17 protein-coding genes are annotated in these 21,323 nt (G+C 69.1%); 10 read left to right on the plus strand and 7 right to left on the minus strand.

What is annotated here, in order from left to right:
• Window positions 1–58: 58 nt before the first annotated feature.
• Entirely contained in the window at window positions 59–916 is an 858-nt protein-coding gene (locus tag C5E10_RS04115; RefSeq protein ID WP_104330566.1) for an NAD(P)-dependent oxidoreductase, read from the minus strand.
• A 149-nt stretch (window positions 917–1,065) separates the two neighbouring features.
• On the opposite strand from C5E10_RS04115, the gene C5E10_RS04120 reads away from it, so the two are divergent.
• Window positions 1,066–2,448, plus strand: a complete 1,383-nt coding sequence (locus C5E10_RS04120) for a hypothetical protein (RefSeq protein WP_146080146.1) — start codon at window positions 1,066–1,068, stop codon at window positions 2,446–2,448.
• A gap of 45 nt (window positions 2,449–2,493) precedes the next feature.
• Here the strand turns inward: C5E10_RS04120 and C5E10_RS04125 are convergent, their stop codons facing one another.
• Window positions 2,494–4,200, minus strand: coding sequence for a rhamnan synthesis F family protein (locus C5E10_RS04125; RefSeq protein ID WP_104330568.1), 1,707 nt, complete (start codon window positions 4,198–4,200; stop codon window positions 2,494–2,496).
• On the minus strand, window positions 4,197–4,499 hold the full coding sequence (locus tag C5E10_RS04130; protein ID WP_146080147.1) for an iron-sulfur cluster co-chaperone HscB C-terminal domain-containing protein: 303 nt from the start codon (window positions 4,497–4,499) through the stop codon (window positions 4,197–4,199). The genes C5E10_RS04125 and C5E10_RS04130 overlap by 4 nt, the downstream gene beginning before the upstream one ends.
• 80 nt (window positions 4,500–4,579) lie before the next feature.
• On the opposite strand from C5E10_RS04130, the gene C5E10_RS04135 reads away from it, so the two are divergent.
• Complete coding sequence (locus tag C5E10_RS04135; RefSeq protein ID WP_104330570.1) at window positions 4,580–5,947, plus strand: hypothetical protein; 1,368 nt, start codon at window positions 4,580–4,582, stop codon at window positions 5,945–5,947.
• A gap of 5 nt (window positions 5,948–5,952) precedes the next feature.
• Here the strand turns inward: C5E10_RS04135 and C5E10_RS04140 are convergent, their stop codons facing one another.
• Entirely contained in the window at window positions 5,953–7,425 is a 1,473-nt protein-coding gene (locus tag C5E10_RS04140; RefSeq protein ID WP_146080148.1) for an O-antigen ligase, read from the minus strand.
• Between the two features lie 78 nt (window positions 7,426–7,503).
• The gene (locus tag C5E10_RS04145) at window positions 7,504–8,691 is read right to left on the minus strand and encodes an acyl-CoA dehydrogenase family protein (protein ID WP_104330572.1); all 1,188 of its coding nucleotides are present in this window, start codon (window positions 8,689–8,691) and stop codon (window positions 7,504–7,506) included.
• A 236-nt stretch (window positions 8,692–8,927) separates the two neighbouring features.
• Between C5E10_RS04145 and manA the strand changes: the two genes are divergently transcribed.
• The 4 genes from manA to C5E10_RS04165 all read left to right on the plus strand — a co-directional run bounded on the left by manA (window position 8,928) and on the right by C5E10_RS04165 (window position 15,427).
• Window positions 8,928–10,259, plus strand: a complete 1,332-nt coding sequence (manA, locus tag C5E10_RS04150) for a mannose-6-phosphate isomerase, class I (protein WP_104330573.1) — start codon at window positions 8,928–8,930, stop codon at window positions 10,257–10,259.
• Between the two features lie 227 nt (window positions 10,260–10,486).
• Window positions 10,487–10,804 (plus strand): WhiB family transcriptional regulator, encoded by a 318-nt coding sequence (locus C5E10_RS04155; RefSeq protein WP_104242955.1) that lies wholly within the window; start codon window positions 10,487–10,489, stop codon window positions 10,802–10,804.
• A gap of 173 nt (window positions 10,805–10,977) precedes the next feature.
• Window positions 10,978–13,956, plus strand: a complete 2,979-nt coding sequence (locus tag C5E10_RS04160) for a glycosyltransferase (protein WP_181062635.1) — start codon at window positions 10,978–10,980, stop codon at window positions 13,954–13,956.
• Complete coding sequence (locus C5E10_RS04165; RefSeq protein WP_146080149.1) at window positions 13,943–15,427, plus strand: DUF5719 family protein; 1,485 nt, start codon at window positions 13,943–13,945, stop codon at window positions 15,425–15,427. Before C5E10_RS04160 ends, C5E10_RS04165 begins: the two co-directional genes overlap by 14 nt.
• A gap of 22 nt (window positions 15,428–15,449) precedes the next feature.
• Here C5E10_RS04165 and C5E10_RS04170 read toward each other — a convergent pair whose 3' ends face one another.
• Window positions 15,450–15,911: a hypothetical protein gene (locus C5E10_RS04170; RefSeq protein WP_181057986.1), complete on the minus strand. Its 462-nt coding sequence runs from the start codon at window positions 15,909–15,911 to the stop codon at window positions 15,450–15,452.
• Between the two features lie 35 nt (window positions 15,912–15,946).
• Here C5E10_RS04170 and C5E10_RS04175 point away from each other — a divergent pair, with 35 nt between their 5' ends.
• The 3 genes from C5E10_RS04175 to ahcY are packed head-to-tail and all read left to right on the plus strand — an operon-like array spanning window position 15,947 to window position 19,110.
• The gene (locus C5E10_RS04175; RefSeq protein ID WP_082774968.1) at window positions 15,947–16,153 is read left to right on the plus strand and encodes a DUF3499 family protein; all 207 of its coding nucleotides are present in this window, start codon (window positions 15,947–15,949) and stop codon (window positions 16,151–16,153) included.
• Window positions 16,150–17,592 (plus strand): phosphomannomutase/phosphoglucomutase, encoded by a 1,443-nt coding sequence (locus C5E10_RS04180; RefSeq protein WP_104330576.1) that lies wholly within the window; start codon window positions 16,150–16,152, stop codon window positions 17,590–17,592. Before C5E10_RS04175 ends, C5E10_RS04180 begins: the two co-directional genes overlap by 4 nt.
• A gap of 45 nt (window positions 17,593–17,637) precedes the next feature.
• The gene (gene ahcY, locus C5E10_RS04185) at window positions 17,638–19,110 is read left to right on the plus strand and encodes an adenosylhomocysteinase (RefSeq protein ID WP_104330577.1); all 1,473 of its coding nucleotides are present in this window, start codon (window positions 17,638–17,640) and stop codon (window positions 19,108–19,110) included.
• A gap of 142 nt (window positions 19,111–19,252) precedes the next feature.
• On the opposite strand, the gene C5E10_RS04190 is transcribed toward ahcY, so the two are convergent.
• A complete protein-coding gene (locus C5E10_RS04190; protein ID WP_104330578.1) occupies window positions 19,253–20,119 on the minus strand; it encodes an RDD family protein in 867 nt (288 codons plus the stop codon).
• A gap of 16 nt (window positions 20,120–20,135) precedes the next feature.
• Here C5E10_RS04190 and C5E10_RS04195 point away from each other — a divergent pair, with 16 nt between their 5' ends.
• Entirely contained in the window at window positions 20,136–21,131 is a 996-nt protein-coding gene (locus C5E10_RS04195; protein WP_104330579.1) for a stage II sporulation protein M, read from the plus strand.
• Window positions 21,132–21,323: the final 192 nt, after the last annotated feature.

Genomic DNA, 21,323 nt, shown 5'->3' on the forward strand with positions numbered 1-21,323 from the left:
GCCGAGTGATCGACACCGTGCCCCTTCTCTTGCGGCGCGGGCGCTCAGCCGCGAGGGTTCACGCGCCTGCGCGGCCCGCCATGAAGGACTGGATCGCGGTCGCGTCTCCGTAGACCTCTTTCGAGTCGTACGGGCGGTCGGGGAAGGCGCCGTACGTCAACGCGATCTCGAGGTGGTTGTCGGCGATGAATCGCTCGACGTGCTCGCCGAGCGACACTGGCACCCCTGACCCGACGTTCACGACGCCGCGGAGCTCGTCCTGCAGAGCGACGGCGGCGATCTGCCTGCCGAGCTCCTCGACGTGGATGAAGTCGAACTTCGCCTTGCCCGAGGTGAACGGGAACTCGCGCTTTCCAGCGTCCGCGGCCTCGAGGAGCTTCGTGAAGATCGACTGGTTGTTCCGGTCGTCTCCGTAGATGTAGTAGGCGCGCAGCCACTGCAGCGTGACCTTCTCGTCGAACGCGAGGAACGACGACTTGCGGAGGGCGTCCTTCGCGATGCCGTAGAGGGAGAGCGGATTCGTGGGCGTCTCGGCGGTGATCGCGCCCTCGTGCCTGCCGACCTCGTGCATCGTGCCCAGCACGGCGAGGCGCGTGACACCGGCCTCGACGGCGGCGTTCAGGAACTTGAAGTGCTCGGAGAGCTTGAGCATGTGCACGGGGGAGTTGTGGGCGAAGCCCGCCTCCCATGCCAGGTGGATGACGGCTGCGGGAGCCGGCTCCAGGATGCTCGAGTAGTCGGCGTCGCTGCTCAGCAGGTCGAGCTCCACGATGCTCGCATCTGGGTTCACCTTGGCGGCACCGCCGGGCCGGACGACGGCGACGACGTCGGCATCTTCGGCGAGCAGCGCGTTCACGACGTGGCGCCCGATGTATCCCCCAGCGCCGGTCACCAGCACCCGTTGGCGTTCTGTCATGACGTTCCTTTCGACAAGGCCCCCACTCTAACGGAGCACGAGAGCCGCGCTCCGAGGCCAGCCAGGGCGGCACACGTTCCGTGCCATGATGTTTGCTGCGGTGGACGAGGCGGCGCAGGACGCGCGGCCGCTCGCAAAAGAGGAGACGCATGACGAGAACGACAGCCAGCGCGGTCGGTACGACTCCTCCGGTCTCTCGGCTCCCTGACTGGATGCGACGAGACTGGGTCTGGGGCGTCACGGTGTTCGTCGTGGTCACCGTCTGGACCTGGCTTCGGATCCCCCTCCCGGACCACGATGTCGTCTGGGCGGAGGACGGTGTCATCTTCCTCAAGGAGCAGATCGAGCGCGGAACGCTCGCGACGCTGCTGCATCCGTATGCCGGGTACCAGCACTTCCTCCCTCGCCTCTTCAGCGCGGCCGTCGTCGAGTGGGTGCCCCTCGAGTCCTACAACCGCGCCGTGTTCGCCGTGTGCGTGGTGTTCGCCGGTCTCACCGCGGCCGCGACCTACCGGCTGACCCGCGGCATCATCCGCTGGATCCCAGGCCGGGTGCTCATGTCGCTCATCCCTGTCGCGGTGCCATTGCTGAGCCTCGAGATCATCGGCAACTTCGCCGACCTGCACACCTACTGCCTGTGGCTCGCCGCCTGGATCGCGCTCTCGAAGCCCGCAAGCAAGGTCGAGGGCGTGCTCTGGGGTGTGATCGCGCTCGTGGCCTGCCTCACCGAGGTGCAGGCGCTGCTCGTCGTCCCGATCGTGATCGTCCGACTGTTCTGGGACCGCAGCCTGCCCGTCATCGCGATCGCGACGGGCACGCTCGTCGGCGTCGGAACGCAGATGTTCTCGTGGCTCACGACCCCCCGCCCCATCAAGGAGGGCGTCGACATCGGCATCCCGGATGTCGTCGTCGGCTGGCTCGTGAACGCGGTGCTGCCGATCTGGAACGGGCACCGCGAGACGAACTCCATCCTGCTGGCCGAGTACGGATGGAAGATCCTCGCGCTTGCGGTGCTGCCGTTCGTGCTCGCTGCGCTCGCCGCGCTCATCTTCGACAAGGCGTACCAGCGCTTCGCGCTCTGCGCCCTGCTGTTCATCTCCGCGGCATCGTTCGGGGGCTCGCTGCTCGTGAACCCGCACGAGTCGTTCCAGTACGCGCGGTTCGTCGGGCCCGAGTGGTTCCTCGTGCCGATCGACCTCCGCTACGGTGCAGCGGCGGCGCTGTTCGTGCTCGCGGCTCTGCCCTTCGCCGCCTCGTCGCTGGTCATGCGCTTCAGCCCCAGGTTCCCGATCGCCTCGCGATCGGTGGTGCTCGTGCTGTCGACGATCGTGCTCGGCTACATCGCCATCCAGGGGCCGGAAGTCGCGTCTGCGAAGACGATGGCGAAGCCGTGGAGTGCTCAGGTCGAATCGGCCGTCGTTGCCTGCGAGGCGTCGCCGGGGTCGAGCTTCACGTTCGAGAGCGCGCCAGGCATCCGCTACTTCGACCTGTCCTGCGCCGATGTGCTGGATCGGTCGAGCCTGCGCCCCTGACCTCTGAGCAACCGGGCCAAGGGCGCGGGACTGCTCTGCGCGTTCTCAGGACAGGGACTGCACCCGGGCCACGAGCGTCGAGGCACGCGCGCCGCCGCTCGGCCCGACCGCGCGGTTGATGCGACGGAGCAGGTCGAAGGTCATCGACAGCAGGTACTTCGCGAGCTTGGGGGTGACGGCGACGCGTGGGACGAAGCCCGCGGTCTGCACGGCCAGGGCCGTGAGCTTCTGCCAGTCGCGAGTGCTCAGCTGGACGAGGCTCCCGTACGGGGCGGCCGCGACCGCCGCACCGAACGCGCGGACGGCCGCTGTCCGGAGCACGACGGTGCCGCCTGATCCCTGCAGTGGGGCAGTCCTGCGCGAGTACGGCACCGCGATGCCGAGCATCGTGGCGATGCCCTCGAAGGCCGGAGTCGTGTCTTCCCACTCTCGGCCGAGCTCTCCGTAGTGCTCTCCGTGCAGGAGCGGGGCCGCGACGAGGAGGCCGAGCTCCCTCGAGCGCTCGAATTCGGCGATCGCGGACGATGGGTCTGGCAGGGAGAAGGTCTCGGATCCGAAGGCTCGCGCGTCGACGAGGTCGGCGAGGCGGCCGCTCTGGTGGAACGCATCGGGGCCGAGCACGATCGTGACCTCCTGGTCGATCCTGCCGGCGGCTTCCGACCAGTGCGAGGTCACCTCGATGCGCGTCGCCCCGGATTCCCGGACGAGGCCGTCCACGTCCTCGAGTCGCGTTCGGGTCCCGGTGACGACAAGCGCCGAGCGGCCGGCGATGCCGCGTGCCTGCTCGAGCCGCTCCTCGAAGCCCGCACCGACGGGGACGAGGACCGCGAAGTCCCTCACGGGCTCGCCCAAGGTCTCGAGCATGACCCAGTCGTGCAGGGTCGAGAACTGCGCGTACTGGTCCATGCTGCGCTGCATGTGGGGGCGAAGCTGGGCCATGTCGAATCGGCCGGAGGTCTCGAGGAACTCGTAGAGCCCCGTCGCGTTGAAGCCGGCCATCTCCTCGATCGTCGAGGGGATCCCCGCGAAGAGCGTCTTGCGCTTGAAGAAGGGGCAGTTGCGCTCTTCGATCAGCTGCACGGGGTACGTGTTGAGCGGGTAGAGCGTGTACGGCTCGAGGTCCGTCGTATCGACGTAGGGCTCCCAGGTGAACCCGAGTCGGTCGAAGAACCACGTGAACTTGGCCTCGTGCTTCGCGACGGCGTGCGAGTAGTCAGGGATCGGCGGGAGGTCGTCCCAGTAGTCCTGGAAGGGCTCGGAGAGGAACATGGAGCGCCGCACGGCGATGAAGTGCGACTGGATGTGCACGGGCAGCGTCGGGGTCTCCAGCACGCCGAAGGGGTCGAACGGCGCCGCGTGGTGCACGTTCACGCCCCAGAAGTCGAGGTCCTTCGCATCCATCGTGTCGAACATGAGGCCAAGGTCGGCGACGGGGCCGACGATCGTGAAGTTGAACATCACGAACTCGTCGTACTCGGCGAGGCCCTGCCAGCCGATCGAGTCGATGGCGGTCTTGTAGGCCCAGGAGTCGAAGCCCTCGTTCGGGCGCACGATGAGCTCGGTGTCCGGCCGGGCGGCGAAGAGCTCCCGTCCGGCGTCGTCGAGCTCGCCGTTGACGACGATGATGACGTGGTCGAGGTGCGGCTGCATGCCGTCGAGGAGCGTCGTGACGTAGTCGTCGACGACGCCCTGCTCGTCGAAGAAGAAGAAGATGCCGAGCCGCTTGGGAGCCTTGAGGTCGCTCAGCTTCACTTGAGGCCACCGAGGAGACGACGCGGGACCGCGAGGATCCGTCTCGGGATGCTGCGCGCGATCGAGGGGAGGCGACGCACGAGATTGCGGGCACGCTGCACCGTCGTGGGCCGCACGTTGAGGTGGTAGTGCGCGTCGTCCAGGGAGTTCTGCAGTGCCAGGATGCGGGCCTTGAGCTCGGCGTTCTCCGCCTTCTCCTCGGCGCGTTCGCGGGCGAGTTCGTCGAGGCGTTCGCGGAGCTCCTCGATCTCGACCAGGAGTTCTGCGGAGGTTCGGGTATCGGGTGCGCTGCTTGGCATGGCCCCGAGCATATCGCCGGAGGCCCTCGCGTCGGTCTCCCTCGCCGGGGTGCGGCGCCGGTGGCCGCTAGCATCGACGAATGAGCAAGCACGGTGGCGGTTCCGGGGCAGAGCCCTGGCGGCTCGCGCGGCACCGTGAGTCGGCCTGGCTGGTGGGTGTCCTCGTCGCAGCGCTTGCGCTCGCCTGGCTCCGCATCCCGGCTGGGGGTCACGGGGTGCTCTGGGCGGAGGACGGGGACACGTTCCTGCGCGAGCAGATCGAGCTCGGCAGCTTCGCGACGCTCTTCCATCCCTATGCGGGGTACCAGCACTTCCTGCCGAGGGTGATCACGGTGCTCTCCGCCGAGCTGTTCCCGCTCGACAACTTCGGGGTCGCCGTCTCGCTCCTGAGCCTCACCACGACAGCCCTCGTCTGCGCGGGAACGTTCCGTCTGTCGAGGGGCATCGTCACGTGGCTGCCAGCGCGGATCGCGGTCTCGCTCGTTCCCGTGCTCGTGCCGCTGATCAGCCGTGAGCTGCTGGGCGACCTCGCGAACCTGCACACCTACTGCCTGTGGCTCGTGGTCTGGATCTTCCTCGCGCGAAGCGACGTGTCCCGGACGGAGAAGCTCCTCTGGGCCGGTGTCGTCCTGGCCTGCTTCCTGACCGAGGTGCAGGCGATCGTGGCTCTCCCCATCCTGGTCGTCCGTCTGCTTCGGGATCGGAGCCGGTGGGTCTGGTCGCTGCTGGCCGCCGCGCTCCTCGGCGCTCTGCCTCAACTCGTCACCTGGATGCTGGTGCCTCGGCCCCAGTTCAACGCACCGCACGGGGCGATCTCCGTCGCTGACATCCTCGTCGGCTGGGGGGCCACCGCACTGCTGCCGGTCTGGAGCGGTGATACCGAGCTGAATGCCGAGATCCTGGCCAGTCACGGCAGTGGAATCCTGCTGCTGGCCCTCGTCCCCTTCGCGCTCGCGGTCGGCATCGTGGCGGCGCTCGGGCGGTGGCGGGCGCGGGGAGCTCTTGGCGCGCTGCTCTTCGTCTCGGCGGCCGCGTTCGCGGGCACCCTCCTGGTCAACCCGTTGACGATCTTCCAGTTCGCGCGTTTCGACGGCGACGACTGGCTGGCCGCGCAGATCGACATCCGCTACGGGGCGGCCGCCGCGATCTTCGCGCTTGCGAGCTTCCCATTCGCCGCCTCATCGATCGTGGAGCGGTGGGGGATGCGCGCGCCGCGTGCCTCACGGGTGGCTGCATCTGCGCTGCTCCTCGCGGTCGGCATCGCGGTCGTGCTGCAATGGGCCGCCGTGCCGAACGATCGGCTCGCCGCTGCCCCGTGGTCGGCGCAGTACCGGGAGGCGGTCTCGACGTGTGCTGCCGAGCCAGTCAGCGAGCAGGTGTTCGCGGTCGCTCCCGGAAAGTCCTTCGAGCTGGCCTGCGAGGACCTGCTGCGCTCGGCGGGGAAGTAGGCGCGTCAGAGTCCTTCGAGCTTGTTCCGCTCGACGATGGGCAGCGGGCCGGTCTTGGTGGAGATGGTGCGCCTCGGCAGCGCCGGGAGGTCCTGGATGCGCAGCTTCGAGTAGATAGCCAGGTAGCAGAGCAGCAGCCAGTTGCCTTCGACGAGCAGCCTCGACTCCGTCAGCGACTGCACGGTGAGCGCGACCATGAGGAGGAACGCGAGCATGGCGGTCGGCGGGAAGTCACGCGGGCCGCTCGCGTCGGTCTGCGGCCGATCGACGGCGAGCCACCACGTGCGGATGAGGGTGGAGAGCACGATGCCGACGAAGAAGAACGCGCCGATGAGACCCGTCTGCATCCAGACGTCGAGGTAGGCGTTGTGGGCTTGGAGGAAGTGGACTCCGTCGACGACGAGGAGCCCCTTGAAGGGTTCGACCCATGGTGCCCAGTAGCTGATCCAGCCCATGCCGGCCAGCCAGTGCTCGCTGCCGAGGCGCCCGACCTCCGCCCAGATGTCGCCGCGTCCCGACATGTCGCTCGACCGGTTGATGAGGCCGAAGAGCTGCGTGTTGAACTGCAGCACGACCCAGCCGATGATGAGCATGATCGCGAAGACGGCCCCGTACATGCCCCACCGCTGCGCGTTGCTCAGCGGTCTCGCGATGAAGACGAGTGCGACGGCGAGCAGCACGACCGCGCAGCCGACGAAGACGGTCGCCGACTTGCACAGCAGGATCGCGATGAGGCCGAGGGCGATCCAGGTGACGGCGGGCCAGCGCCTCATCTGCTTCGCGTACCACTGCACGGCGACGGCGATGACGCAGAGGAGGGCGGCCATGGCGAGCAGGTTGCGATTGCCGAGGATGCCCTGGATGGCACTTCCGGCGAAGATGTGGCCCTGGCTCCACAGGAACGCGGCGGGGACGGTCTCGGCCGTTGCTCCCGGGATGCCGGTCACGCGTTCGAGCTCGCCGGGGATGAGCAGCGCCAGGGGGAGCACCCCGCCGGGGAAGAAGAGGGCGACGAAGACCTCGAAGGCCAGGGAGAGGCCGAGGATCCAGCGCATCGCCGCGCTGAACGCCCGCAGGAACTGCGGTTTCGTGAGCGAGACGGCGAGCGCGAGGGCGACAAGCGCCGTCACGAGCTGGATGCCGAATCCCAGGAGCGACTCGGGGCGGTAGATCGACCAGATGATCGAGAGCGCGCACCAGGCGACGAACGCGATGAGCGCAGAGGGGAGGTGCATGATCTTCGGCAGGGGCTTCTTGCTGGCGAGAAGCCAAATGGAGATTCCGATGATGACGACGACGATGACCCCGAAGCCGTACCAGGTCACCAGGTTGCGCCAGAAATCGCCCGCGAAGGCCGTGAAGAACGTGAAGGTCGCGAATGCGGTGAGGCCGGGGCTGCCCGGGACCTGCGCGAGGAATCGACGCCAGGGGGCGCGCACGGTCGCGGCAGATTCTGCTGGGGTTCGGGTGGAGCTCACCGGCCTATTCTCGCGCACTTGCCAACGCCCCAGGTCCTCTGCCCCGTCCGCGGCCCTCGCTGCCTGCGGGAATGGTACTCACACGAAGGCTGCGTGGCCGGTGATCGACCTGCCCACGATGAGGGTGTTCATCTCCCTGGTCCCCTCATACGAGTAGATGGCCTCGGCATCGGCGAAGAACCGGCCGACCCCGTAATCGGCGACGATGCCGTTGCCGCCGCACACCTCGCGGGCCAGGGCGACGACCTTGCGCATGTTGCCCGTCGCGACGGCCTTCGCGAGCGCGGAGTGCTCGTCCTTCTGCGCGTCGGCATCGCCGAGCTGCGAGATGCGCACGCAGAGCGTGATGCTGGACGTGATGAGGCCGAGCGCGTCGACGAGCCGCTCTTGGATGAGCTGCCTGGCCGCGATGGGAGCGCCGAACTGGATCCGCTCCTTCGCGTACGCGAGCGCGGCCTCGTAGGCGCCGACCGCGATGCCGGTCGCGAGCCAGGCGACCTCGGCCCGGGTCTGGCGCAGCACGGTGGCGGTGTCCTTGAACGAGTTGGCGTGCTGCAGCTTCGCGTCGGCCGGGACTCGGACGCCATCGAGCGTGATGTCGGCGTTCTGCACGATGCGCAGCGATACCTTCCGCTCGATCTTGGTGGCGGTGAACCCAGGAAGCGAGGTGTCGACGACGAAGCCCTTGACCTGACCGTCAGCGACGTCCTTGGCCCAGATGACGACGATGTCGGCGAACGTCGCGTTCCCGATCCATCGCTTGGCGCCGTTCAGCACCCACTCGTCGCCGACGCGCTCTGCCGTGGTGGTGAGGCCCCTGGCCGAGTCGCTGCCGGAGCCCGGCTCGGTCAGACCGAAGGCTCCGATGAGCTCGCCGGAGGCGAGTGCCGGCAGCCATCGCTCACGCTGGGCGTCGGAGCCGCACAGTCCGATGGCCCCGAGAGCGAGGCCGTTCTGCACCCCCACGTACGTTGCCACGCTGGCGTCGACCCGTGCGAGCTCGAGGGCCGTCCACCCGCGGAAGACAGCGGAGTTCGGGAACGGGCGCGTCTCCTCGAAGGCGAGGCCGACCACGCCTGCATCGGCCAGCCCCTTGACGATCTCGGTCGGGAACGTCGCGGCCTCCCAGTGCTCGTCGATGACGGGTCGCACGTCACGCTCGAGGTAGTCGCGCAGCTTGGCGATGAGTCCCTTCTCCTCGGCCGAGAGCTCGGCCTCGAGCCCCGTGAAGTCGCCTGGCAGAAGTTGCAGTTCGTTGTCGTCCATGACCGTCCTGTTCCGAGTCGCGCGGGTGGAAGGCGCTCCGCGATCGTCGGACCGGCGGCACCGGCTGCGGCAGCGAAGCGAGCGCTCCGCGAGCCTACGAAGCGTCGCCATGCTCGCGCCAGCGCCTTGGCGGAATCCGTTAAGACGGTCGCGGTTCGGGGCCGGTGACTTGTATCTGCCCTGCAGTTCGCCTCACCGCTCCCACAGAGGCGGTGAGATTCGGTAGCCTTCGCGTGATGTTTCTGCCACTGAAGAATGCCCCCCGTGACTACGCCTGGGGTGCGCCAGGATCGATCTCGCAGCTGCTCGGCACGACCGGCGCCTGCACCCTCGACGACGCCGATTGGGAGGGAGTGCCCCAGGCCGAGCTGTGGTTGGGGGCCCATCCCGGTGCCCCGAGTCGCATCGTCGACCCCGAGCTCGCCGGCGGTGCTTCGACGCTCGACGCCTGGATCGAGCAGGCGCCGGTGGCTGCGCTCGGCCGCTACGCCATGGGGTTGCGCGAGGGTGACGGCCCACGGCTGCCGTACCTCCTGAAGGTGCTCTCTGCGGCGGCCCCGCTCTCGCTCCAGGTGCACCCGACGCTCACGGACGCGCGTCTCGGGTTCGAGCGCGAGAACAAGGCCGGCATTCCCCTCAGCGCGCCGGAGCGCAACTACAAGGATCCCCTGCACAAGCCCGAGATGCTCCTCGCGCTCAGCGAGACGATGGATGCGCTTGCCGGGTTCCGCGACTTCGCCGAGGTCGCCGCGGTCGTCGGCGACTTCGCGCGCCGAGCCGATTCGGACGCCGAGCAGTCGCCCGCGGGACGCGCCGCGCTCGCGGACTTCGAGGCTCGGGCCGCGTCGCTGTCCACGGGGGAGGAGCTGCAGTCCCTCGTGACCTGGCTCCTCGAGGGTGGCGATGTCGTCGGCGATCTCGTGGCGGCCGTATCCCGAGTCGCGCTCGCGGGTGACGAGTCCGGAGACCAATCCGAGCGCTTCGCTCGGGAGCGGGGCATCATCGCGACGCTGGCTCGCATGTACCCGGGTGACCCCGGCATCGCCCTGGCGCTGCTGCTCAACCACATCACGATCAGGAGGGGAGAGGCGATCTTCCTCCCCGCCGGCAACATGCACGCCTACGTCCGGGGCCTCGGCATCGAGATCATGGCGGCGTCGGACAACGTGCTGCGTGGCGGCCTCACACCGAAGCACATCGATATCCCCGAGCTGCTCGCGCGGCTCGACTTCGCCCCGGTGCCGCCGCCGTACATCGCCGCGACGCGCATCCAGGAGGGCGTCGAGGAGTACCGACCCGAGATTCCCGACTTCCGGCTCGTGCGGGTCGTTCCCGGCCCGGATGAAGCGGTGAAGACCATCCACCTCGACGGCCCGACCATGCTCCTCTGCCTCGAAGGCGAGGCCCGGCTCGAGGGGGCGAAGTCGACGGCCACGATCAGCGCGGGCGAGTCCGTGTTCGTGACGCCAGACGAGCTGCCCGTGCGCGTCATCGGCTCAGTCGACCTCTTCGCGGCCGGGCCGGGACTCGACCGGCGCGACACGGTGCCGATGCGACACGCCGACTAACTGAGAATCTTCGTCGAGGGGGCCTGCGAGCCCCCGAGGTCGGACAGCCCCCACCTCGCGGGGGATCCTCGGCGACACGCCGCCGCGAATCGCGCGCGGCTTCTCCGAAAAGTCTCAAGACCGGGCTTAGTGTTGAGGGCTTTCGACTTGACGCGGGGTGAATTACAACGATGTAATGATTCCGACGCGCGGGCAGGTGCCCGCAAGTAACGTGGGGAGAACGTGATATGGCAATTCCAGGGAGGAACCCCTCGGTTCCGGAGGACTGGTATGTCGACCCGGTCAACCTCGGCGTCCCAGGAGTTCGAAGGAATGTCGGCGACGACAACCCGCTCGCATGGCAGGCTGACGCGCTGTGCGCGCAGGTCGACCCGGAGGCCTTCTTCCCGGAGAAGGGCGGATCGACGCGTGACGCGAAGCGGATCTGCGACTCCTGCGAGGTCCGGAGCGACTGCCTTGAGTACGCGCTGTCCAACGATGAGCGCTTCGGCATCTGGGGTGGGCTGAGCGAACGCGAGCGACGCAAGCTGCGCAAGCTCGCATAATCGCCAGAGCTCGGTCTGCGCGACCGAGCAGGCCACGTTGATGGGGCCCCGTGACGACTTCGGTCGGGCGGGGCCCTTCGTGCGCCCGCCGGCGGGGATACCGGGGCGCGCGTGTTCGCGGCTTGCCGCTCGCAATGCGGCATCGCTCGGGGGAGCCGAATACCATTCGTTCAATGCGTCCCGGAGTCACCGCAATCCTTGTCGCGCGAGATGCGTCGCGCTCGCTCGAGCGCACCATCGCCGCGCTCGAGGGATCGTCGCGTATCCCGGACCGCGTCGTGATGGTGAATCTCGCGTCGACGGACTCGACCCTCGAGGTCATGCGCGCGGCCGAACCCGACATCCTGCTGACGCTGGAGACCGAGACGACGTTCGGGGCCGCCGTCGCCGAGGCGGTGGCCGTCCTCGAGGAGCAGGGGCTGCAGTCAGAGGGCGACTGGCTCTGGCTGCTCAGCGCCGACAACGCTCCAGAGCACGATGCCCTCGAGCAGCTCCTCGACACCGCCGAGCGGAACCCCTCGCTCGAGGTGACCGGCCCCAAGCTCGTCCGCAGCGACGACGCCGCGACGCTCGTCGAATTCGGCCAGTCGATGCTGCAGAACGGCGAGAGCCTGCGCCTTCGCGAGGACGAGCTGGACCAGGGCCAGTTCGACCAGGACTCGGACGTCCTCGGCGTCGCGGCCGGCGGCATGCTGGTTCGCCGCGAGCCGTGGCTTGCGCTCGAGGGCTTCGACCCCGGCCTTCCCGCCGTCGATGACGCGCTCGACTTCTGCACGCGGGTGTGGCTTGCCGGAGGCCGGGTGCTGCTGACCCCCTCCGCTCGAGTCGCCTGCGATCCCGAAGCGCCGGGGACGGCCGCGATGAACCCCGGGATGAGCGCCTCGGCGGTGGAGGCGGCAAGAGACACCGCCAGGGTGCACCGCAGCCTGACGAAGACGCCGGCAGCGGCGTTCGGTGCCCTGCGGCTGCTGCTCATCCCGATCGCGCTGCTCAAGGGCATCTGGCACCTCGTGCGGAAGCGTCCGCGCCGTATCCTCGCCGAGCTCCGCTCGGCGTCGAGGGTGACATTCGGCAAGACCGGGGCCGCCCGCTCGAGGACCCAGTTCGCGAAGACGCGAACCGAGCCCTGGACCGTCATCGAGCCGCTGCTCGTGAGCGCCGAGGAGAACCAGAAGACGCTCGGCCTGCAGCGTGAGGAGCTGCGTGCCCTCACGCACGAGGAGCGCGAGCGGTATTCGCTCGTCGGTTCCGGCGGCCTCTGGGTGCTGCTCGTCTCGACCGTCCTGGGCCTCGGCCTCGGGTTGTCCCTCATCGGCCAGTCCACCCTCTCCGGCGGGGGCCTCCTGCCGCTGGCCGATTCCGTCGGCACGCTCTGGGGGCGCACCGGCTATGGGGTCCGAGATGTGGGGGACGGCGCGTTCGGCGTCGCCGACCCCTTCACCTACGTGCTCGCGGTGCTCGGCACCCTCACCTTCTGGCACCCGAGCCTCAGCATCGTGCTGCTGTGGCTGCTCGCGCTCCCGCTCGCCGCGATGGGGGCATGGCTCCTCGTGGCGCGCCTCACCAACCGGGCCGGACTGCGGGCGTTCGCCGCCTTCGCGTGGATGCTCGCGCCACCGCTCGTCGTCGCACTCGCGGAAGGGCGCATCGCCGCCGTCATCGCGCACCTCGTGCTCCCCTGGCTCATCTTCTCCGCGCTGAGCGCGTCGAGGAACTGGTCGCGTGCTGCCGCGACGGGGCTGCTCGCAGCCATTGCGATCGCATCCGCCCCGATCCTCGCCCTCCCGATCGCCATCGTGTGGCTCGTGTGGCTCGTCATCGGCGGGCGCGGCTTCGTCCAGCGCCTGCTGACCGCGGTGCCGACCCTGGTGCTCTTCGCGCCGCTCGCCGTCGCGCAGTGGAACCGGGGGCGCCCGCTCGCGCTCTTCGCCGACCCTGGCGTCCCGCTCGCCAGTACTGCTCCTGATGCGTGGCAGATGCTCCTCGGCTTCCCGGGGTCCCTGCTCGACGACCCGAGCTGGGCTGGCGGGCTGCTCGAGGGTTTCCCTGCGGTTCCCATCGTCGCCGCTGCCCTGATCGCCCCGCTCTTCCTCCTGGCGGTGCTCGCCCCAGGCAGCCGAAACTGGCGCGCCTCCCTCTTCGGCCTGCAGCTGCTGCTGCTCGGCTTCGTGACCGCGGCGGCGGCGAGCCGCTTCGGCTTCTCGCACGTCGGGGTCGAGAGCATCTCGCTGTGGCCAGGCAGCGCGCAGTCGCTCATGTGGCTGGGTGCCCTGATCTCGGCGGCGGCGACGCTCGCTGCGCTCCGCCCCCGCCTCTCCCAGGTCTTCGCCGGCGTCGCGCTGATCGGCATCGCCCTCCTGGCCGCTCTTCCCGCGACGGCACTGCTGCGCGGCGACGCACTGGTCGGTGCCGGCGACGGCCGGTCGCTGCCTGCCATCGTGGATGCTCAGGGTCGTGCCTCCGACGAGGTCGGAACCCTCGTGATCGCGCCGCTCGCGAGCGGTGCCCTCGAGGTGCGGCTCGAGCGCGGCACCGGCGACAGCCTGGATTCGCAGTCGACGCTGCGCACCACGAGCGTCGGCTTCTCTGCGGGCGACCAGCGTCTGGCCGAGCTTGCCGTCAACTTCGCCTCAGATTCCTCGTACCGTCCGACCGAGGAGCTGCACGCGCTCGGCATCAGCTACCTGCTCGTCCCGGAGGGCGGGAGCGACGCCGCGACCATGGAGGGGCGGCTCATCTCCTCCCTCGATGCGAACTTCGGACTGCGCCCGGCCGGCGCGACGGAGTTCGGCACCCTGTGGCAGGTCGTCGGCCCGACGCTCGAGCCGACGGACCCGAGCGTCTCCGGTCCTCTCGATACCGCGAACACGGGCACCACGCTGGGCCGGTCGATGCTCATCGTGCAGGGTGTGCTCCTCGCCCTGACGCTCCTCGCCGCCCTCCCGACGGGGGGACTCAGCGCGCGCGCCGCCGACGTGCGGCGCCGGGAGAAGACCAGCGGGCGACCGTGGTACGACCTCGACGGCGACACCGACGGCAGTGACGAGCGGATGCTGCGGCGCGACGTCACCGCGCTGACGGTCGACGACTTCGAAGACGACGATGACGTGCTCGGCACAGGTGCACGGGGAGGCGACCATGACGCTCGATGAGTCGAAGGTGATCGCCGAGGCGCGAGCCGCAGACGATGCGGCCCGCAAGGCGCCAGGAAAGCGGCACGGACGCCGGCCGGTCTGGCGTGCCCTGAGCGTCGGCGCCGCCATCGTCGCGGTCGGGGGCGTCGTCGCCGCCGTGCAGCTGGCGCCAGAGGGCGTCGTCGTCGCCTCCGCGAACTCGGTCCTCGTGAGTCCCGTCGCGAGCGCACAGGATCGCGTGTGCCCCGGCCCTCTCACACTGCTCGGGCTCGCGACCGATGACCCGACGCTCCCCGCGACGCTCGGCACCACGAGCATCCGGCTCGCGGGCGACGAGGACGGGCTCGAGGTCGAGCCGGTCGTCGCGTCCACCCCTGCGGCAGACGATCAGCAGGCACTCGCTCCCGTGCGCTTCACGGTGCCGGGTCTGACCGAGGACGGGTCGCCGACAGCGTTCGCTGCGGCCCAGACGCTCGAGCTCGCGCAGCCCTCGGCCGGGGGGTTCGCCGCTACGGCCTGCCGGATGCCGTCCGCGGAGCAGTGGCTGGTCGGTGGCAGCACGGCCGAGGGCAGCAGTACGCAGCTCGTCATGGTGAACTCCGCAGACCAGGCCGCCGACGTGCGCGTCACGGTCTCGACGGCAGACGGCGTCGTGCAGGCTCCGACGATCCGCGAGATCGTCGTGCCCGCGAGCAGTCGAGAGGTCGTGAGCCTCGAGGGGGTCGCGCCCGATCGCGGGGATCTGGTCGTGCACGTGGAAGCCGTCTCCGGGAGCATCATCTCGACGCTGCACCAGACCCGAACCTCAGGCGCGACGCCGAGCGGCATCGAGATCGTCGGGGCCCAGGACGCGCCGAGCACCTCGCTCTCGATCGTCGGGGTCCCCTCGACGAGCACCGCGTCGGAAGCCGAGGGCACGCTGGTGCTCGAGCGCGGCGCGACGCTGCGGGTCCTCGCACCCGGAGACGAGCAGACGGAGCTCACCGTCGACGTGCGCGACGCTGCCGGCACCGCCCTTGAGCCGATCTCGCTCACCATCGAAGGCGGGCGCACCACGGAGATCCCCCTGACGGGGTATCCGATCGGCCAGTACACGCTCGAGATCGACGCGAGCAACCCCGTCGTCGCCGCCGTTCAGACCACGGCGACCGCCACAGCATCCGACCTGGCCTGGTACCTGCCGGTCCCCGTCCTGAGCGACAGCCAGGTCGTGGCCGTGCCGAACGGCCCGTCTCCCAAGCTGCAGCTCGCGGACGCCGACGGGGTCGAGAAGTCCGCCACGCTCATCGCGGACGACGGCACGGAGACGGCCGTCACGATCCCGGCCCACGGCACGACGTCCATCGACGTGGAGGCGTCGCGCGAGTACCGGCTCGAGGGACTCGACCGGGTCTCCGTCCAGCTCGCCTATGCTGGCGACGGCCAGCTCGCCGCCATCCCGAGCTATGCGGCCAACCCGCTCGCCGAGGTCATCACCGTCTACCGCTGAGGCGGGCAGGCGGCGGGGGAGCTCACTCGTCGCCGAATCGCTCCGGGGCGATGTCCCACGGGTCGGAGCCGAGCAGCTCGGCGACGGCCTGCAGCACGCACCGCTCCACGAGCATCCGATAGTGCACCGGGTCCTCGCAGTGCAGGCGCGCAAGGCGATCTATCGCGACCCGGTACAGGATGATGCGGTTCGGCGACTCGACGTGCCAGCGGTCCATGCCATCCGCATGCTGCAGCGTCTTGGGCACGTTCGCGATGTCCACCTGCACGTTCGCGAGCCGCTCGGGGTTGGCTGCGCGCAGGTAGTTCATCGCATCGGCCACGTGGTTCTCGAACCTGACCACCCGACCCGTGAGCATCGGCAGGTACGGTCCGGCGACACTCGAGCGGATGCCCCTGCCGTGCCTGCCGCGGGCAAGGCCACGCTCAGGGCGGGCCTGCCTCCTGGCGTTCTCGGACTTCTTCTCCCGGCGTCGACGTGGCATGCCTGCGAGTTTACGCCCGGCGTAGACTTGCGCCGATGTCCAATCGACCATGCTCACGAGTCGCGTGCACCCGCAAGGCGGAGTACACGCTGACCTTCGACTACGAGGACAAGCTCGCCGTCATCGGCCCGCTTGCGATCGCTGCCGAACCCCACAGCTACGACCTGTGTGCGCGCCACGCGGAGCGTTCGACGCCACCGCAGGGCTGGAGCATGATGCGTCCGGTAGTTTTGGGTTCATGACTTCTGTGGCAATCGCACCCGCGTCGACTGACGAGCGGGGTTCTCTCTCCGGTGTCGTGAAGAGCTACGACGTTCGGGGGCTCGTCGGCAGCGAGCTCACCGAGACGCTCGTGACGGCGCTCGGCGCTGGCTTCGTCGACGAATTCGCGCTCTCCGGCCAGACGGTCGTGGTCGGTCACGACATGCGCGACTCCTCTCCGGGCTTCGCGACGGCCTTCGCTCGAGGCGCGACCGCGAGGGGCGCGAACGTCACGCACATCGGGCTCTGCTCGACCGACGAGGACTACTTCGCGTCCGGCCGGTACGACGCCGCCGCGGCGATGTTCACCGCCAGCCACAACCCCGCCGCCTACAACGGCATCAAGCTGTCGCTCGCCGGCGCCAAGGCGCTGAGCTTCGACACGGGCCTCTCCGCGATCAGGGATCGCGCGGCGGCCTTCCTCGACGAGGGCATCGCCCCCGTCGAGCGGCCGGGTGACGAGCAGCGCATCGACGTGCTCGCCGATTACGCGGCGTACCTTCGTGAACTGGTCGACCTCTCGGGCATCCGTCGGCTCAAGATCGTCGTCGACGCCGGCAACGGGATGGGCGGCCTCACGGTCCCCGCCGTGCTCGGCGAGGCGGCCGGTCTCGGAGCCCTGCCGCTCGAGATCATCCCCATGTACTTCGAGCTCGACGGCACGTTCCCGAACCACGAGGCCAACCCGCTCGACCCCAAGAACCTCGTCGACCTGCAGGCCGCCGTCATCGAGCACGGCGCCGATCTGGGACTCGCCTTCGACGGCGATGCGGACCGCTGCTTCCTCATCGATGAGCTGGGTGAGCCCGTCTCTCCGAGCGCCGTGACCGCCATCGTCGCGCGTCGCGAGATCGCGCGCGTCCGTGCTGCTGGCGAGACCGAGCCGACGATCCTGCACAACCTCATCGTCTCGCGTCACGTTCCGGAAGCCATCAGGCAGGAGGGCGCGAAGGCCGTCCAGACGAAGGTCGGCCACTCGCTCATCAAGGCGCAGATGGCCGCCACGAATGCGGTCTTCGGCGGGGAGCACTCTGCGCACTACTACTTCCGCGACTTCTGGAGCGCCGACAACGGCATGCTCGCGGCGATGCACGTGCTCGCCGCCGTGGGTGGCTCCGACAAGCAGCTCTCGGAGATCGGCGGGCTCGAGAACCCCTACTTCGCGTCAGGTGAGATCAACTCGACGGTCGCCGACGTCCCGGCGGCGCTCGCGCGCATCGTCGACGCCTTCGCGAGCACCGCGGAGTTCGAGGAATTCGACGGCCTCACGGTCCGCGGCTCCGACGAGACCGGCTTCTGGTGGTTCAACGTGCGCGCGTCCAACACCGAGCCGCTTCTGCGCTTGAACGCCGAGGCGAAGGACGAGGCGCGCCTGCAGTCGCTGCGCGACCAGGTGCTCGGCCTCATCCGAGCCGAGTAGCAGACCGGCAGCATCCACCACCCCCGTAGCAAGGAAGCAGCAGTCATGGCACCAACGTCAGGTATCGAGCTCTCCACCGAACGTCCGTTCGTCGTCGCAGATCTGGCCCTCGCGCCGGCGGGGCGCCACCAGATCCGTCTGGCCGAGATCGAGATGCCTGGGCTCATGGCGCTGCGGGCGCAGTACGCGGGGCAGAACCCCCTCGCCGGCGCACGCATCGCCGGCTCGCTGCACATGACGGTGCAGACCGCGGTGCTCATCGAGACCCTCACCGACCTCGGTGCCGAGGTGCGCTGGGCCAGCTGCAACATCTTCTCCACGCAGGACGAAGCCGCCGCTGCCGTCGCCGTCGGACCAGACGGCACGGTCGAGGAGCCGAAGGGCATCCCCGTGTTCGCCTGGAAGGGCGAGACGCTCGAGGAGTACTGGTGGTGCACCTCGCGCATCTTCGACTGGAGCGCCGAGGGTGCCGTCGGCCCCAACCTCATCCTGGATGACGGCGGCGACGCGACGATGCTCGTGCACCTCGGCCGGGAGGCGGAGATCGCCGGAGCCGTCCGTGACGCGAGCGACGCGGACAGCGTCGAGATGCGGGTTGTCCTCGACACCATCCGTGCCTCGCTCGCCGTCGACGCCGGCCACTTCAGCCGCATCGCGGACGAGGTGCGCGGCGTCACGGAGGAGACGACGACCGGTGTGCACCGCCTGTACGAGCTCGCCGAGCGGGGCGAGCTGCAGTTCACGGCCATCAACGTCAACGACTCGGTGACGAAGTCGAAGTTCGACAACACGTACGGCATCCGCCACTCGCTCCCCGACGGGCTGAACCGCGCGACCGATGTGCTCATCGGCGGCAAGACCGCCTTCGTGGTCGGCTACGGGGACGTCGGCAAGGGGGCGGCAGAAGCCCTTCGCGGCCAGGGCGCGCGAGTCATCGTCAGCGAGGTCGACCCGATCTGCGCCTGGCAGGCCGCCATGGACGGCTTCCAGGTCGCGAAGGTCGAGGACGTCCTCGACCAGGTGGATATCTGGATCACGTGCACGGGCAACAAGAGCGTGCTGACGCTCGAGCACATGCTCGGCATGAAGCACATGGCGATCGTCGGCAACGTCGGGCACTTCGACAACGAGATCGACATGGCCGGGCTCGAGGGCCTCGCCGGTGCGACTCGCGTCGAGATCAAGGCGCAGGTGCACGAGTGGCGCCTCCCGAATGCACGTTCGCTGCTGGTGCTCTCCGAGGGGCGACTGCTGAATCTCGGCAACGCGACCGGCCACCCCTCCTTCGTCATGAGCAGCTCCTTCACGAACCAGGTGCTGGCGCAGCTCGAGCTCTGGCAGCGTCTCGACGCCTACCCGCTCGGTGTCCACGTGCTGCCGAAGCACCTGGACGAGCAGGTCGCGCGTCTCCACCTGGATGCCCTCGGCGTGAAGCTCACCGAGCTGACCCCCGAGCAGGCCGACTACATCGGCGTTGCCGTCGACGGCCCGTACAAGGTCGACCACTACCGGTACTGAATCTCGCCCGCCGCGCAGCGGACGGCACGCTCGAAGCCGCAGCCCGCCAGAGGAGAACTCTGGCGGGCTGCGGCTGTCCGCGCGGCAGTGCGCAGTCGGGTCCTGGCCCGGCCCGCCGCGGAACCGGGTTCGGACCCGCGGCTCAGCCTCGGTCCGGGAACGAGTGGGGCATGCCGTTGAGCGTGGGGGCCAGCGCCATCTCCCGCCGGTCGATTGCGGAGAGCGCCGCGAGCTCTCGATCGCGGCGCAGCACGGCGAGGCCTCGCAGGTAGGTGTCGGCGTCGACGTCGGGGATCGGGTGCACGTGGGGGAGTGTCTCGCGCGCGATCTCGCCGGCGGCTCGGTCCCGGTGCGCTGGGGTGAGGTGCTCAGCTTGGTCGAGGTAGTCCAGGACGCGGCGAGCGGTGCGGTCCGGCAGCCTTCCAGCGTCGGCGATCCCGGCCCAGGCGATGAGCTGCGGGGGCATCGGCCCGAGGTGGCTTCTGAGCTTCGGGGCCCGTTCGCGCTGGCAGGTGGTGCCCGCCAGGATGTCGCCGAGTCGCTTGGCCCTGCTGTTCACGAGGCCGGTGATGATGGCGATACCGCCGAAGGTGCCGTAGAGCTCGATGAATCCGAGCAGGGAGCGGATGAGCGCCTGCCGGAACCCCGACGCACCCCCGTCGTCGCGCACGATGCGCAGTCCGGTGGCGAGCTTCCCGACCGATCGGCCGTGGGAGAGGGTCTCGACGACACACGGAGCGATGACGAGGCAGACGACAAGAAGCGAGAGGGCGATGGCGCTCATGAGCGCCTCGTCGATGGCGAACGGGAAGTCGTCGCTCGAAAGGACCGTCATGGTCAGGATGAGGAGGCCGACGTATCCGACCAGGTAGACCAGTGCGTCGAGGGCGGCCGATGCCGCGCGCAGCGCGAACCCCGCTGGCCGGACGTCGAGATGCACGCCTTCACCGGCGACGAGCTGCTCGTCGCTGACGCTCAGGCGTTCCCGTGGTCTCGTCTGAGTGGCCATGGCAGTATTGAAACAGATGGATCTTGAAGCTCTCACAACCGCCCGTTCGGCGGATTGGCGGCGCCTGGGGGCGCTGGCTCGGCACCGGAATCTGACCGGCGCCGAGATCGACGAGCTCATCACGCGATACCAGGACTCGTCGACCGAGCTCTCGGCCCTCCGAACGAGCTACGGCGAGACCCGCGAGGGAGAATTCCTGTCCGTGCAGCTTTCGCGGGCGCGGGGCAGGTTCACTGGGGCAGGGCGCAACATCCTGCTGGTCCTCGGAACGTTCTTCACCCTCGCCCTGCCTGCTGCGCTCTACCGCGTTCGGTGGTGGACGCTCGGTGCAGCGGTGTTCACGTTGCTCGTGGGCGTGCTCAGCTATTGGTGGATCACGGCGAACCCGGAGATCCTCGGATTCCTCGGCTCCGAGGCCGCGCTGGAGCAGTACGCGGAAGAGGACTTCGTCGGCTACTACTCGCAGTTCTCGGAATCCAGCTTCGCGGCGAGGGTCTTCACGAACAATGCATGGATCGCCGCGCAGTGCATCGCATTCGGCATCACCGGCCTGTGGGTGCCGGTCGTGCTCGTGCAGAATGCGCTCGGGCTCGGCCAGAGCGCCGCGGTGCTGGGCGCGCACGGGCACCTCGATGTGTTCTTCCTCTGGATCGCGCCGCACGGACTGCTCGAACTCACGATGGTGTTCGTCGCGGCGGGTGCTGGGCTTCGCATCTTCTGGGCTTGGGTCGCCCCTGGCGCGAAGACTCGCATGCAGTCTCTGGCAGACGATGGCCGTGCGCTCATCGTCGTCGCGATCGGCACGACGATCTTCCTGTTCATCTCCGGCCTGGTCGAGGGGTTCGTGACGAGGCAGGACTGGCCGTGGCCGGTGAAGATCGGGATCGGGGCTGCCGCCCTCGCGCTGTATCTCGTCTACGCGCTCTGGCTCGGCGGTCGCGCGGTCCGGGCCGGCGAGACGGGCGCACTCGAGAAGTTCGACGGCGGCGCGCGGCGGGTCTACGCAGTCTGACGCCAGTGCCGGTGGCCCGCCAGCGAGCGGGCCGGAGAGCTCGACACGCCCGGGATGTGCCCCGAGTTGTGTGCCGCTGGCTCCCTGCGTAATGTAATCACTCGTCAGGCCAACGGAGCGAAACGCGAGAGCGGGTCGCACGGGCCGGACAGTCCGAAAGAAAGATCAGCATCTGCCACTTGTTCTTGCAAG

The sequence above is a fragment of the Pseudoclavibacter sp. RFBG4 genome (assembly GCF_002931515.1).
Lineage (GTDB): Bacteria > Actinomycetota > Actinomycetes > Actinomycetales > Microbacteriaceae > Pseudoclavibacter.

What these genes read in the sequence shown, in the direction of transcription:
- C5E10_RS04120 (WP_146080146.1), top strand. Translation starts at nt 1,066, where the DNA reads ATGACGAGAACGACAGCCAGCGCGGTCGGTACGACTCCTCCGGTCTCT.
- manA (WP_104330573.1), top strand. Translation starts at nt 8,928, where the DNA reads ATGTTTCTGCCACTGAAGAATGCCCCCCGTGACTACGCCTGGGGTGCG.
- C5E10_RS04115 (WP_104330566.1), bottom strand. Translation starts at nt 916, where the DNA reads ATGACAGAACGCCAACGGGTGCTGGTGACCGGCGCTGGGGGATACATC.
- C5E10_RS04190 (WP_104330578.1), bottom strand. Translation starts at nt 20,119, where the DNA reads ATGGCCACTCAGACGAGACCACGGGAACGCCTGAGCGTCAGCGACGAG.
- C5E10_RS04145 (WP_104330572.1), bottom strand. Translation starts at nt 8,691, where the DNA reads ATGGACGACAACGAACTGCAACTTCTGCCAGGCGACTTCACGGGGCTC.
- C5E10_RS04130 (WP_146080147.1), bottom strand. Translation starts at nt 4,499, where the DNA reads ATGCCAAGCAGCGCACCCGATACCCGAACCTCCGCAGAACTCCTGGTC.
- C5E10_RS04175 (WP_082774968.1), top strand. Translation starts at nt 15,947, where the DNA reads ATGTCCAATCGACCATGCTCACGAGTCGCGTGCACCCGCAAGGCGGAG.
- C5E10_RS04195 (WP_104330579.1), top strand. Translation starts at nt 20,136, where the DNA reads ATGGATCTTGAAGCTCTCACAACCGCCCGTTCGGCGGATTGGCGGCGC.
- C5E10_RS04180 (WP_104330576.1), top strand. Translation starts at nt 16,150, where the DNA reads ATGACTTCTGTGGCAATCGCACCCGCGTCGACTGACGAGCGGGGTTCT.
- C5E10_RS04170 (WP_181057986.1), bottom strand. Translation starts at nt 15,911, where the DNA reads ATGCCACGTCGACGCCGGGAGAAGAAGTCCGAGAACGCCAGGAGGCAG.
- C5E10_RS04155 (WP_104242955.1), top strand. Translation starts at nt 10,487, where the DNA reads ATGGCAATTCCAGGGAGGAACCCCTCGGTTCCGGAGGACTGGTATGTC.
- C5E10_RS04160 (WP_181062635.1), top strand. Translation starts at nt 10,978, where the DNA reads ATGCGTCCCGGAGTCACCGCAATCCTTGTCGCGCGAGATGCGTCGCGC.
- C5E10_RS04165 (WP_146080149.1), top strand. Translation starts at nt 13,943, where the DNA reads ATGACGCTCGATGAGTCGAAGGTGATCGCCGAGGCGCGAGCCGCAGAC.
- C5E10_RS04135 (WP_104330570.1), top strand. Translation starts at nt 4,580, where the DNA reads ATGAGCAAGCACGGTGGCGGTTCCGGGGCAGAGCCCTGGCGGCTCGCG.
- ahcY (WP_104330577.1), top strand. Translation starts at nt 17,638, where the DNA reads ATGGCACCAACGTCAGGTATCGAGCTCTCCACCGAACGTCCGTTCGTC.